General features: G+C 37.1%; 15 protein-coding genes and 1 pseudogene. 3 read left to right on the top strand and 13 right to left on the bottom strand.

Annotated features, from left to right (window positions below; translation table 11 throughout):
• Positions 1 to 379: 379 nt before the first annotated feature.
• The 10 genes and pseudogenes from J2Y03_RS18060 to J2Y03_RS18010 form a co-directional block, all read right to left on the bottom strand.
• Positions 380 to 741 (bottom strand): annotated as a pseudogene (locus J2Y03_RS18060) (YetF domain-containing protein).
• Between the two features lie 442 nt (positions 742 to 1,183).
• A complete protein-coding gene (locus J2Y03_RS18050; protein ID WP_310196358.1) occupies positions 1,184 to 1,522 on the bottom strand; it encodes a YolD-like family protein in 339 nt (112 codons plus the stop codon).
• A gap of 134 nt (positions 1,523 to 1,656) precedes the next feature.
• Positions 1,657 to 2,367, bottom strand: coding sequence for a hypothetical protein (locus J2Y03_RS18045; protein WP_310196353.1), 711 nt, complete (start codon positions 2,365 to 2,367; stop codon positions 1,657 to 1,659).
• Positions 2,368 to 2,495: 128 nt separating this feature from the next.
• Positions 2,496 to 2,714, bottom strand: coding sequence for a hypothetical protein (locus tag J2Y03_RS18040; protein WP_310196351.1), 219 nt, complete (start codon positions 2,712 to 2,714; stop codon positions 2,496 to 2,498).
• A 512-nt stretch (positions 2,715 to 3,226) separates the two neighbouring features.
• Positions 3,227 to 3,406 carry a hypothetical protein gene (locus J2Y03_RS18035; protein ID WP_310196350.1) on the bottom strand — a complete coding sequence of 60 codons (180 nt, stop codon included), beginning with the start codon at positions 3,404 to 3,406 and terminating at the stop codon, positions 3,227 to 3,229.
• Between the two features lie 8 nt (positions 3,407 to 3,414).
• Positions 3,415 to 4,128 (bottom strand): class II aldolase/adducin family protein, encoded by a 714-nt coding sequence (locus J2Y03_RS18030; protein ID WP_310196348.1) that lies wholly within the window; start codon positions 4,126 to 4,128, stop codon positions 3,415 to 3,417.
• Positions 4,129 to 4,308: 180 nt separating this feature from the next.
• The gene (locus J2Y03_RS18025) at positions 4,309 to 4,971 is read right to left on the bottom strand and encodes an amino acid ABC transporter permease (RefSeq protein ID WP_310196345.1); all 663 of its coding nucleotides are present in this window, start codon (positions 4,969 to 4,971) and stop codon (positions 4,309 to 4,311) included.
• A 12-nt stretch (positions 4,972 to 4,983) separates the two neighbouring features.
• The gene (locus J2Y03_RS18020; protein ID WP_310196343.1) at positions 4,984 to 5,622 is read right to left on the bottom strand and encodes an amino acid ABC transporter permease; all 639 of its coding nucleotides are present in this window, start codon (positions 5,620 to 5,622) and stop codon (positions 4,984 to 4,986) included.
• A gap of 92 nt (positions 5,623 to 5,714) precedes the next feature.
• Positions 5,715 to 6,521: a transporter substrate-binding domain-containing protein gene (locus J2Y03_RS18015; protein WP_310196341.1), complete on the bottom strand. Its 807-nt coding sequence runs from the start codon at positions 6,519 to 6,521 to the stop codon at positions 5,715 to 5,717.
• 17 nt (positions 6,522 to 6,538) lie between these two features.
• Positions 6,539 to 7,267 (bottom strand): amino acid ABC transporter ATP-binding protein, encoded by a 729-nt coding sequence (locus J2Y03_RS18010; protein ID WP_310196338.1) that lies wholly within the window; start codon positions 7,265 to 7,267, stop codon positions 6,539 to 6,541.
• Between the two features lie 468 nt (positions 7,268 to 7,735).
• On the opposite strand from J2Y03_RS18010, the gene J2Y03_RS18005 reads away from it, so the two are divergent.
• The 3 genes from J2Y03_RS18005 to J2Y03_RS17995 are packed head-to-tail and all read left to right on the top strand — an operon-like array spanning position 7,736 to position 10,076.
• Positions 7,736 to 8,971, top strand: coding sequence for an MFS transporter (locus J2Y03_RS18005; RefSeq protein WP_310196335.1), 1,236 nt, complete (start codon positions 7,736 to 7,738; stop codon positions 8,969 to 8,971).
• Positions 8,972 to 8,981: 10 nt separating this feature from the next.
• Entirely contained in the window at positions 8,982 to 9,539 is a 558-nt protein-coding gene (locus J2Y03_RS18000) for a TetR/AcrR family transcriptional regulator (RefSeq protein ID WP_310196332.1), read from the top strand.
• Between the two features lie 33 nt (positions 9,540 to 9,572).
• Complete coding sequence (locus tag J2Y03_RS17995) at positions 9,573 to 10,076, top strand: GNAT family N-acetyltransferase (RefSeq protein ID WP_310196329.1); 504 nt, start codon at positions 9,573 to 9,575, stop codon at positions 10,074 to 10,076.
• Positions 10,077 to 10,177: 101 nt separating this feature from the next.
• On the opposite strand, the gene J2Y03_RS17990 is transcribed toward J2Y03_RS17995, so the two are convergent.
• The 3 genes from J2Y03_RS17990 to mtnK all read right to left on the bottom strand — a co-directional run bounded on the left by J2Y03_RS17990 (position 10,178) and on the right by mtnK (position 13,077).
• Complete coding sequence (locus J2Y03_RS17990; protein WP_310196326.1) at positions 10,178 to 10,621, bottom strand: cell wall hydrolase; 444 nt, start codon at positions 10,619 to 10,621, stop codon at positions 10,178 to 10,180.
• A 150-nt stretch (positions 10,622 to 10,771) separates the two neighbouring features.
• A complete protein-coding gene (mtnA, locus tag J2Y03_RS17985) occupies positions 10,772 to 11,836 on the bottom strand; it encodes an S-methyl-5-thioribose-1-phosphate isomerase (RefSeq protein WP_310196323.1) in 1,065 nt (354 codons plus the stop codon).
• Positions 11,837 to 11,841: 5 nt separating this feature from the next.
• Complete coding sequence (mtnK, locus tag J2Y03_RS17980; protein WP_310196320.1) at positions 11,842 to 13,077, bottom strand: S-methyl-5-thioribose kinase; 1,236 nt, start codon at positions 13,075 to 13,077, stop codon at positions 11,842 to 11,844.
• Positions 13,078 to 13,207 lie beyond the last annotated feature (130 nt).

Genomic DNA, 13,207 nt, shown 5'->3' with positions numbered 1-13,207 from the left:
CAGCCGACTTCACCTAGCTTCATACACGTTCGGGCTACTACCATTCCGTGCATGTAGGAGTATCAGATAACTCGTTTCAGCTCAACATGACGGCTCTCATTCCGAGTTTCGATTAATCAGTTATAATTGCGTTTCAGCAATCCTCCTATTTCGTGCTTTAGCACTTATAAGGAAACGTTTCGCACAGTACATTTCTTCACAAACAAATCTGCCATATTACTTCAATAAGAAAGATACATCTCCACTTATAGTTGAAACGCACCGATTCCCATCCATGAAACACAGAAAAATGTGAAAAAACATCCCCTATAAAAAATACCCTTCAGACCTTGCGCTCTGAAAGGATTTCTTGTTTTACTTAATCAGTGTTACTTGAAGTTTAAGGATTGATATCTTTTTTAGAAGAAACCTCAGTAACTATATTGTTTCCCACAACGTTCATATCTTTATGAAAAGAAATGGAATCGGTGTACTTGGATTCAACTAATTGGATTAATTTCTGAATGTCCTCCCTGGTGGCTGGTTGTTTATTAACCTTCAACTTATAACCAAGTTTTCCATTAACCTCAATTGTTGCCCACTCTAAATCACCGATGGCGTAACTTCCAGCTTGGCGTAATCGGATATCAAGATCGTCAGTAGTAAGTCTCATTTTTTCATGTTTTCTTCATTTATTTTTCCATTTTCTATGACAAATACGGGTTTCCCACTAAAAAATGATTCTATCTTATCAAACTTCATTTTAAGATACTGGATACCATACACAGTAAAAATAAGAACAAAAACAACACCAAATGTGGTCAAAAGTCCTTTGTTCTCAATGGGACGACTAAGTATAGGTCCAATCGTAATCATAATAACAAGTTGTGATACTGTCATTTGAGAAATTGAATTTCTACCAGCAAATCTTAATAAGAGCGTTCCCACTAAAACAATTAGAACCGCATTCCAAATCCAATTTAATTGCATATTACCACCCTTTTTCCGTTAGTTTATAAAAAGGCATATATAATATACATGAACTGAGCATTTTATTTAGAAACGGTTTGTTGGCTAAATGGGAAAGATTTTTTTATAACAATGTCATTTCCCCTCAAAAAAAATAAAATTCTTATTAATTGAACTGTCTTCATAGTACAGTTCATTATTTTTCGCAATTTGAGTCAAAGCATGAGATGTTAGCTCAATTCAAAACCTTCACTCCAATTACACTATCGAATGCCACCCGTTCAAATTCCCCAGATTTTAGTACAATCCGCAGCTCATGAGTTATAGGATCGACATAATGAACACGACCAGTAATGTCGTGAGTAAATCCGTCATCCCATACTGTTAGCTTTACCGCATGATTGTATTCTGTTGCGTATGCTATACGCAGGTCGAACTCTTCCGTCTGATGTTCGTCTAATATTGGCATAGCAGTCCGAGCTTGGTCCTTAAACATTTCGCTTGTCATTTCAAAAGCTAGCGGCAAGAATGAAGCTGACTGCCATTTCATTTTACCACGGTCACGAATTGCCATTTCGAATCATCTCCTCATTATCATTATACACGAACAAATGTTCCGTATGTGAACAAAAAATAAGACCAACATATAAGTGGTCTTTAGTTTTCTTCTTCAACGAACGTAACCCGTTAATTAAAGAAAATATCTAATTAAAATTCTTTACCCCATTCATCATCTAAAATTACACCATTTTCAGCGATATACTCCATAATAACCGAACCATGTTGCAATTTATCTTCGCTTTTTAGAAAAGATATGAACTCATTGAGAATTTTTTCGTCCCCGCCGCTCCTTTTTCGATGAACAGTAATACGGATGGTAGGTGCAACATCAAATTCTTTATAACTTTTAGGATTAACAGGGTCAATACCCAATTCTTGCCCAATTTTATCATTGGTAATGAAAACATGGAAATCTGTTGTTTTCCCAAAATTCTCTTTAATAAATGGACGTATTTCAGTTTCTAAATCATCCCCCCATTTATCAGCAATGTATGTGTCAACTATTTGTTCTGTTTCATTATCATAATAAACTAAAAAGTCTGTATTACCTTTCTTATCCCTAACCTTAGCAGCATATTCAAATCCAAAGTTTCCCATATTATCATACAGAGTGTCATATACCTCGAAGTCATTATTAAATTTATCATCTAAATATTGCTCCGCTTGAATCTTTATCTTTTCCTCTTCATCTTTATCAGGCTTCATTTCTAATACAAAGGCAACTACAAGTAGTCCAATTCCTAATAAGATAACACCCAAAACACCAAGTGTGATTTTTAGAAATTTATTCAAATCATCTCCTCCATTATTTAACATTTTACCAAAAAAAACTAAAATACCTATTAAAGTATCCTGCATCGTTACTTGAAGAAGAAAAAAAGCATTACCACCGTTCCAGTAATGCACCTGTTTGTTTAAGTAAATTTCTTCACAAAAATGAACTACTTCCCTCTAAAACCATTGCTAAAAACCCATTAAATTTTACTTCATTTAGCAGAAAAGCACCACACAATAAGATTCATACTCACTATCCCCCAAGCTGTGGTTCCCACTATCCACCAAACTATGGATTTAGTTGAACTTTTCTTACTTTCCATATTTCTTTTTATAAAAGCGAGCTTACTTTCCATACTTTTTTTCATAGAAGCCAGAACAACAAATCCGATTATAATGAAACCAACAGTTATCCAAAGTAATAAATCCACTTTTTATCCCCCTTTTTTGTGAATTACTTTCTTTACCTGCTGCGTTAGTTCAATTAATTCTACAAAAAGAGCGCCAATCCCTTCCTGGATTAACGCTACCCGTTACTTTAAGTGCAATCCTTCACAAACTTTAAGTTGCCGAAAACCTGTCATTTCGAAGGGTTTATATTTTTATTTTAAGTATTATATTGGCAATACTTTTTATTCAGGGATTTTTTTGGTTAAAGGAAACTTTTTTGTAGAAGTGAAATACAATAAGAATAAAGGGAGTGATTAGGGTGTCTCCAACTAAACGAATAAAGAAAAAAATCTTATTTAATTCCTACTTATGTAAAAAGTTAGGGATTATTAGTGACCAAGAATATAATACCATTTTAAATAATTTCACATCTCACGAACATTAACTTTTACACCGATAAAAAAAATTGAGTGCCAAATTCTCATACAATTTGGCACTCATTTTAATTAACTTTTTAATGTTTGCGATAGGCAACGGAACCCCTCATGAACACTCACCCTCTGGTTTTTCTCATGATGTGGTTATATAAGATAAGAACAGGCATTAAAAGAATCGCACTAACCCTAATCGCTATTTTAATCGTAAAGTTTGTCGCAATAACACCAATCACAGGTCCGCCGCTAATTTGGCCAATGGCATCTACCTGCCCTTTGACTGAAAAAAAGGTAGCCACCTATTGAGCTATTCTTCTTCAGCTTTCTTATCTACTTCACTAATCGGTATGCCGCCTGCTTTTATTCCCATCGATTCACGAATCGTTATTAAATCAGCGATTTGCGAACGATTTAATTCATTCGCCTTTTTCAAGATATTATTGGAGTACATAAGGATAGTAGCGTAATGTTCGAGGGACTCCATACGAAAATGAGCCTCCATCAAATCTCTCCCCCACGTAAGTGCTCCATGATTAGCCAATAGTACCGCATTATGTGTCTTACAGTATGGAGCAATGGAATCAGGTACTTCCTGTGTTCCGGGCAGCGCATAGGGGGCCACTGGTACATTACCTAAAAGGACAATCGCCTCTGGCAGCACTGGTTTATCTAAACTGATTCCGGCTATCGCAAATGATGTAGCAACCGGAGGATGGGCATGAACAACGGCATTCACTTCGGGATTTTCATTGTAGACCCTTAGGTGCATCTTCACCTCGGATGAAGGTTTCAAATTTCCCGAAATGACTATACCAGAAAGGTCCATCTTCACCATCATGTCAGCCGTCATATACCCTTTGCTAACTCCAGTAGGTGTTGTCCAAATTTCATTAGGACCCACTTTCACCGAGATATTTCCATCATTGGCCGCTACATAATTTCTGTTATACACTCTCCTTCCAATTTCGCAAATCATTTCCTTTGCTTCCTGATTGGAATAGTATTGTTTGTTATCCTGCATAAGTAAGAACTCCTTTTTCAGCAGAGATTTTTCAACTTTAATCATCCATTAACAATATTATTATTTTATGGGTTGTGCAGAAAATTTGTTAGTAACCTTTTTCTGTTTTTTATGATAATCTATGAACTTTTTAAATAAAAAAAGTAAAAAAAATCCAGCCCTATGAATGAGCCAGATTTCTTAAGCTTGTTTTAATTCTAACCTTCGCGCAATTAGTGACAAAGCATAATTAACGATAAAGTACATCAACGCCACCATTACAAAAACAGGTATCACATACGATCCCTTTTGTGCGTAAATAATTTGTCCGTTGTGCAATAAATCCGGCAACGCGATGACGACGGCTAACGATGTATCTTTAAGCAGTGAAATAAATTGACTGACAATAGGTGGAACCATTCTTCTCAGAGCTTGGGGCATGATGATAAAGCGTAATGTCTGGATGTAGTTCAGGCCAGACGCACGTCCTGCCTCAATCTGTCCTTTTTCGATCGAGTTTAAGCCGCTTCTGATGATTTCTGACAGCATCGCTGATTCAAAAACCGTCAATGCTGCAATGGCCGCAGTCGTTATTTCCATTTCAATCCCAATTTCAGGCAATGCAAAATAGGTGAAGAAAATGATTAGCAGCAAAGGAAGGTTACGAATCGTCTCGACAATCACGGCTAGTAATTGAGAAACAACGGGAATCCGCGCATATCTGAGAGTTCCAATAAGACCGCCAATAATGAAGCTGAGCACGATTGAAATTGCAGCGACCTTTAGGGTTACTCCAAATCCTTCCAGCAAAAATTTAAAATGTTCTGGTGTATATACTTCAATGAACGGTGCTAGAAAATCCATCTGCGCACCTCCTTAATTACTTCTTGCCAAGCGTTTTTCTAAATATCCTACGCCAAGACTTAAAGGTATAGTTAAAATTAAATAAAATAAGGCAACGAAAACATAGGTATCAAAGGTTAGGTATGTTTTTGCAGATATTAAATCCCCCTGATACATTAAATCCCCTCCTGCCACGACTGCTAACAAGGATGAATTTTTAACTAAATTGATAAATTGGTTGCCAAGAGGGGGGATAACGATCTTTATAGCCTGAGGGAGTATAACCATTCTCATTGCCTGGCCGTAAGTTAATCCTGTCGAGCGGGCAGCTTCCATTTGCCCTCTTGGTACAGACATAATTCCCGCACGGATAGCTTCGGCGATGAAAGCGGCTGTATAGATGGTCAACCCGATTGTTCCTGCAGTCATCCCGCCAAAGTTACCAGCCAAATAAACAAAAAACACGATAACGAGTACAGGTATATTACGAATAAATTCAACATATGCCGTCCCCAGCCAGTTAAGAGGTTTAAACGGGGCAATTCGCATAACAGCAAGAAGTGTTCCCAAAATAAAACTGCCTAATAAAGCTATTAAACTAGCAATGATGGTTATTTTTAATCCTTCTAAAAAGGAATCCATATTAGTCGTTAGTATCGAGAAATCCAGCAAACGATCCCCTCCTAAATAATCAGGATGAGCTCACTCCGAAAAGATTGCATACGGATTACAGCCCATCCTGATGAGAAACCTGGTATTAATAATTAATTTTTAATCCATTTATCCTTAATCTCATCGTACTTTCCTGAATCCTTCAGGCTTTTTAAGGCTTTATTCAACTCATCAACAAGCGGTGTATTACCTTTTTTTACAGCTATCCCGTATGGCTCTTCAGTAAACGTTCCTCCGACCAATTCAAATGACGGATCTTCTTCTGCCATACCATAAAGGATGGAATCATCTGTAGTCAGGGCATCACCCTTATCTGCCTTAAGTGCTGTAAAGGCTTCAGCATAGTTTTCGAATTCAAGTACAGTTGTTTCAGGCGCTTTCTCACGAATATTTATTGAAGATGTCGAGCCTTTAACAGCAAGCACCGTTGTGTCTTTTTTCAAGTCATCAATGCTCTGAACCTTGCTGCCTTTTTTCACAAGCAATGATTGCCCTGCATCAAAATAAACATCAGTAAAATCAACTTCTTTTTTGCGTTCTTCCGTGATCGTCATCGTTGCGACAACCGCATCAACCTTACCATTATTTAAGAGACCTACCCTCGTTTTCGAAGTAACCTCAACGAACTCGGGCTTAACATCCTTGCCAAACATTTCTTCTGTCAATGCTTTGGAAAGATCGATATCGAACCCTTCCACTTCACCTGTCGATGGATTTTTCAATCCAAACAAACGCGTGTCATGCTTTACACCAAAAACAACTTTTTTGTCTTCCTTGATCTGGGCTAGTACATCCTTGCTGCTTTCATTAGAGGCCTTGTCCCCACCGCAGCCGGCAAGAAATAAGGCAGCTAGTATTGTTACTAACGCCATTTTTACGAAATTTTTTGTTTTGAACATTCCATTTTCCCCCTTGGTTAATGATTTAATATACGGCTGAGAAATAAGCGAGCCCGTTCTTCACGTGGATTCTCATAAAATTCAGCCGGAACTGCTTCCTCTAAAATTCTTCCTGCATCAATAAATACAATTCGGTCGGCAACCTCTCTGGCAAAGCCCATTTCGTGGGTTACTACGACCATTGTCATACCTTCCCTGGCTAGGGTTTTCATTACATCCAGTACCTCCCCGATCATTTCGGGATCAAGTGCAGAGGTTGGTTCATCAAAAAGCATGATTTCTGGTTTCATTGCAAGGCCTCGTGCAATTGCTACACGCTGCTGCTGCCCTCCGGATAGCTGAGAAGGATAAGATTCGACCTTATCCAATATCCCTACTTTTTCAAGATAATGTCGGGCTGTTTCCTTAGCTTCTTTTTCGGATTGGCCCAATACTTTCATAGGAGCAAGAGTGATATTTTCAAGCACGGTTTTGTGGGGATATAAATAAAAATGCTGAAAAACCATTCCAATATTGCGTCTTAGCTTATTGATATCTGTTTTTTTATCCCCTACAGATATCCCATTTACGGTGAGGGTTCCATCAGAGATTGTTTCCAGGTGATTGATACAGCGCAGCAGAGTACTTTTACCTGAACCGGATGGACCAATTACGACGACTACTTCACCTTGATTGATTGTGAGATTAATATCTTTTAAGACTTGAAAATCTCCATAAAACTTATTTACCTGATTAAATACAATCATGCTTGACCTCCTGGATACAAAACCTATAAAATACCGAGTTTATACTTTTAAAAATTTTCAGAATTAAGTAAATTATAGTCATGTTTTGTCAAAACTGTCAATTCGTGACAAATTACCTGTTTTTTTATAGGCTTTTAATACTATCTTATATAGTGGAATCAAAAAGAAACCTCGCCAAGATATGTACTGCACCTCCATTGTTAGACTCAAAACTAAGGTGCAGTTTTTTATGGCTAAATTCACATTTGATGACAAGTTATGGGCAGTGAAGGAATACGAAAAAGGGAGTTTATCATATCGAGTTATGGCAGAGTTGGTTAATAAAATGAATGTAGTATGTGAGGGAACGCGTCTTGGTATTCCCTGCTTAATCGCATCAAATTCAAAAAAAACATTTACTAACTGACCCTCGTCAGATAAAATACTATTAATATCTAAAAGGATATACATCGTTTTGAGGTGATTTTTATGACTGGCCTAATCCATTCAGTTTCAAAAGCAAGCTTATGGACTCGTTCTTTTATTTTTATTATGGCAGCAAATGGCTTGCTGTTTATGGCGTTTGAAATGTTGCTTCCAACCTTGCCGCTATTTGTTTCAAGCATTGGTGGAGGGGCTTCTCAAATTGGTCTGGTAACAGGGATTTTCACCGTTTCAGCTATTCTGATCCGCCCATTTGCGGGGGTACTCACAACACGATTCAACAAAAAGATCCTTCTTATTATTGGAATGGCAATTTGTGCACTTTCAACTGGCCTATACTACCTGTCGTCAGATGTCTGGATCCTTCTTATTATCCGTTTGATTCATGGAATTGGATTTGGACTGGCAACCATCTATATTACAACGATCGCAGCTGAAAACATGCCTAAGGAGCGAATGGGTGAAGCTATGGGTTATTTTGGTGTTGGGGAGACTATAGCTATTTCTCTCGGGCCGGTAATTGGGATCAGTGTGTTACAAGCTTTCGATTTTAATGGAATGTTTTGGAGTGCTATGGCGATTTCTCTTTTAGCCATATTATTCGCCTGTATTACTTCTAGAAAATCTGAGTTTATTAATGAAAATGAGCATGAAAACACTCCCACTTCAAAATTCAAATGGGTAGAAAAACGAGTACTGCTCCCTTCTATTCTTATCTTTTTGACTGGAATAGCTGCTGGAGGAGTGATTTCCTTTACGGTATTATACGCAGTAGATAAAGGATTCCACTTTATTGCATGGTTTTTCTTTATTACAGCTGCGAGTGGTCTATTGGTGAGGGTGATATCCGGAAAAATGTTCGACCGTTACGGCCCTGGGGCTGTTTTAATCCCTTCTGGAATCATTACGATTGCTGGGTTTATTGTGTTAGTATTAGCACAAAATGATCTCCAGTTTCTTATAGCTGGTCTCTTATATGGCTCTGGATTTGGTGCTATTTTTCCAGCACTTCTAACGTGGTGCTTGAACTTGGTTGAAGAATACGAACGTGAAAATGCCATTGCATCCTTTTTTAACTTTTTCGATTTTGGTTTAGGAGGAGGTTCTATTATCCTTGGTTTAGTGGCAGAAGCTTTTTCATACCAGGCTGTATATTACGTAGCGATAGTAGCTTATGTACTGTTTCTACTTACTTATTTTATTTTTTCAGGAAGTAAAAATAGAGATATCATAGCTGCGGGAAATTTAAAAGGCGAAGATAAAGTTTCGACTTTTCATTAATGGAGGAAAAATGAGCAAAATAGAAATTAAACAAATAGCCATAAAACATTTTAACCAGTTTGGTTATGATGGAACGAAAATGGCTCAAATCGCTGAAGAGGCAGGAATTCGAAAGCAATCTCTCTCCTATCACTATCCTACAAAAAAGGATTTACTTATTGAAGTTTATCAAGAGGTAATAGAAGAAGAACAAGCTTTTATTCGTCAATATTTTGAAGAACATAAGGGGAAATCATTAGAAAAACTGTTGTACGATTTTTTAACTGAACACAAAAATCGTTTTTTAACGAAACCTAATGTCACCCTTATGTATTCTTTGTCATTCATTACTCCTTTAGATGTGAATGATTTTTTACTCTCTCAATTCCGCTTGTATCTAGCAACATTAAAAGAGGTAATTGGCTCGTGCTTTACCAAACATAAATGTAGAATAAGTGCTGAAGAATGTACGATTGGTTTTATTACGATACTAGATGGTCTTGACATCCAGTTAGTATACGAAACACGTCAAGCTTACGAAAGAGTGCAAAGGATTACTTGGGATATTTTTTGGAAAGGGATTCAATAAATTTTCTGAAATTCACAACAAAGGAGGCATTTTATGTTTGGAAATATTACATTTAAAGATGCAAGTATTGAAGATTTACCAATTATTGTGGATATTTATAATTCGACTGTTCCAAGCAGAATGGTCACTGCTGATACTGAACCTGTATCTATAAACGATAGATTAGATTGGTTTAATGAGCATAACCCTTACAAAAGGCCTTTGTGGGTTGTAGAGTATGGAGGCGAAATTTGTGGTTGGCTAAGTCTTCAATCTTTCTACGGAAGACCAGCTTATAATGCAACTGCCGAAATAAGTATTTATCTTCATGAAGATTTTAAAGGTAAAGGACTCGGGAAAAAGACTTTAAACAAAGTTATAGAGGAATGTCCTACGTTTGAAATTGATACTCTTCTTGGATTCGTCTTTGCACATAATGAGCCCAGTATTCGACTATTTTCAAGTTTTGGTTTTGAGAAGTGGGCCCATTTGCCAGAAGTCGCTAAATTAGATGGAATTAAGAGAGATTTGATTATTCTCGGAAAAAAGATTTCTTAAACTCTTCACCATCTTGCTTTCTTGGATAAAAACTATTAATGAAAGTTTTATTTTATTTCGTGTAAATATTTTATGTAAAAAAGCTTACTCAAAGAGTAAGCTTAACCTCTATAAACACTATCACATGTTCCAGGTTTTGGTTCATAAAAACAATGTTCTTTAAATGCACCAGTATGAGGTTGATCGTACCATGTAGGAGGACACCCTGGCGCCGCTGGATTAAAATACCAAAGAGCAAATTTCGCAGGATGATCTCTCCAACCATTTATATTTTGTTGTGCTAATCTTCTTTCAGCAGTTCTTGATCTTTGATAAAATACATTCCCTTTTTGCACTGCTTCAAAAGAAAAATTTCCTCCTTGTACTTGAAATATTACATCATGAACAGTGTTTACATTTTTGAAATCTAAGCATTGTGCTACAGCACGATTTATTATTACATTTCCAACATACAACATTCCTTGCTTTCCTTCGCCTTCTGCTTCTGCTCTCATCATTCTTGCCATTTCATCTACTTCATGACTTCTAGCCCTTACTCTTGCCATTTCATCACCTCCCCAAAATATAGTATGAAAAAAAGCCTACATTCATGTCATTGTTTATATAATAAGAATTCTTAGTTTTTATAGCATACAGCCAAACCTGTTAAGGTTAATCATGTGCCTCTTTTTCAATGTTTCACAGCTTTTAAGTATTCAGCTTTTAAACATCTTCGGAAGGCTTTCTGTATATGGCGCATATGCAATTCCGTTTTCCGTAACGATTCCTGTGATCAATGAATGGTCAGTTACATCAAAGGCAGGATTATAGGTTTGAACAGCTTCAGGAGCCATGGGCTTTTCATACCATTTGCTTGTGATTTCCTCAGAAGGGCGCAATTCAATTTGAATGTCATCCCCTGTTTTACATTCCAAATCAATCGTAGATAATGGTGCACAAACATAAAAAGGAATATTGTAGTGTTTTGCTAGGATTGCAACACCTGAAGTTCCAATTTTATTTGCTGAATCGCCATTCGCTGCGACGCGGTCACAGCCAACTAGCACGGCCTGAATTTTACCTTCCTTCATTACGATGGAAGCCATATTATCACAAATTAACGTGACATCTACTCCAGCCTGCTGCAGCTCCCACGCCGTTAAGCGGGCACCCTGGAGTAATGGTCTTGTTTCATCTGCATATACTTTGAAGTTATAACCTTTTTCCTGCCCTAAATAAATTGGAGCTAATGCCGTGCCGTACTTGGCAGTGGCAATGGTTCCAGCATTACAATGAGTGAGTAATCCCCACCCTGGCTCAAGCAAAGATAGTGCATGTTCTCCAATCGCTTCACAAATTTTTTCATCCTCTGCACGAATCGCTTCAGATTCCTCTTTCAGTGCTGCCTTCACTTCCGCTACGCTTTTCCCTGCTTCTTGCTTAAATCGATTTTCCATGCGATTTAACGCCCAGAACAAGTTAACAGCCGTTGGTCGTGAAGTTGCCAAGTAATCCTTCACCTTCTTGAAGTCTTCAAAAAGAGCTTCATAGGTTTCTGCTATAGATTTCTTTGCTCCTAAATAGGCACCATATGCTGCAGCAATCCCGATTGCGGGCGCTCCGCGAACCTTCAATTGATAAATTGCGTCCCATATATCTTCCAGTTCCCGTAATTCCAAGAAATTAGTTTCGTTTGGTAAAACCGTTTGATTTAACACTACTAATGTATCATTCTCATCATCTAGTCTTACGGATTGTATGACAGTAACTGGATTCTGCATTACGCTTATGCCCCTTTCAGAGATGTAAGTTCAGCAGATTGAATCACATGGATAAAATCTGCTCCAGTTTTAATGGATTCGCGATTTAAAATAAATGTTTTGCCAGCAGCTAAACAAATTTTTTCTGCTCGAATTCTTGCTTCACGATCCTCAATGGTCGTTAAATCCTTCACCTTTGCAAGCCCGATAACTCTTCTAAGCAGTTCAAGACCTGCAACCGCTGCAGTATCTCTTAAAATAGTATCTAGATAATATTCCTTAAACCCGTCATACCCTGCCACTTGTTCAGTCGCTTTTTCATCCCAAGCTTTGTTGAATTTATCTGTGAATAAATTTACAACATCCTTAATAGTAGTGACAAGGTAATTTAAATAGTCATCCCGTGTTTCCTCATCTTCAATCGTAAATTTACCATTGGCATAAGCAAAAATAAGATTGGCAATGAGATTTCCGATATCATAGCCAGCCGGTCCATAAAACGCAAATTCTGGGTCAATTACCTTGGTAGAATCTTCTTTTATAAAAATAGATCCTGTATGAAGATCACCATGTAGTAATGACTGAGCATGGTTCATAAACTCAAATTTTAATTTTGCACTTTCAAGTACTAGTTTCTTATCATTCCAGATCGTTTCTTTTACGAATTCCATCGACCCTTCAAATATTTCATTGCGAGGGCAATCATAAAACGGCTCTGTATAAACCAAATCCTCTGTTATTTCACAAAGCTCTGGGTTAATGAATTGCTTAACAAGAGCTTTCTTTTCCTTATGCTCTACTACTACATCAGATGTTAATAACAAGGTATTTACTAGAAAAGTAGAAATATGGTCAGGAAAAAGTGGGAATTTCTCATGTTTTAATAGCGCTGTTCTCATAATCTCATGATTTGATAAATCTTCCATTGCACAGCAGTTCATAATTGGATCATATTGATAGACTTCAGGTACATAGCCTGGAGCTAGTTTATGTTGTAATCCTAGTATTTCACTTTCAATTCGATTACGGTCGGTCGAAAGCTTAAATTCGTCGGAGATCCGCGCAACTGGTCCTGCCTGTTTAATAATAATTGACTTGTTGTTTTTCTCATCAACAACCTTAAAAACATAGTTTAAGTTGCCGTCACCAATTTCTTTACAGGTTAATACTGCGTCTTCTTGAAAAAAATCAATCCTTGTCTTTGCATAATCCACTGCATCCTGTTCAATCATGGTGAAATATTCAAGTGTGAAATCCTTCATTGGTATCCCTCCAACTACAATATCCCTTATTAAAAGATTGTAATAATAGCGTATTATTATTAAATCCAAATCATTCTAATACTTTTTCAGGGCATATATTTTAGGGAGCTTTTTTACAAAAAAAAAACAG

The sequence above is a fragment of the Neobacillus niacini genome (assembly GCF_031457145.1).
Taxonomy (GTDB): domain Bacteria; phylum Bacillota; class Bacilli; order Bacillales; family Cytobacillaceae; genus Neobacillus; species Neobacillus niacini_J.
Note: the sequence above shows the minus strand (reverse complement) of the source record. Positions and strands in the feature narration are given on the sequence as shown.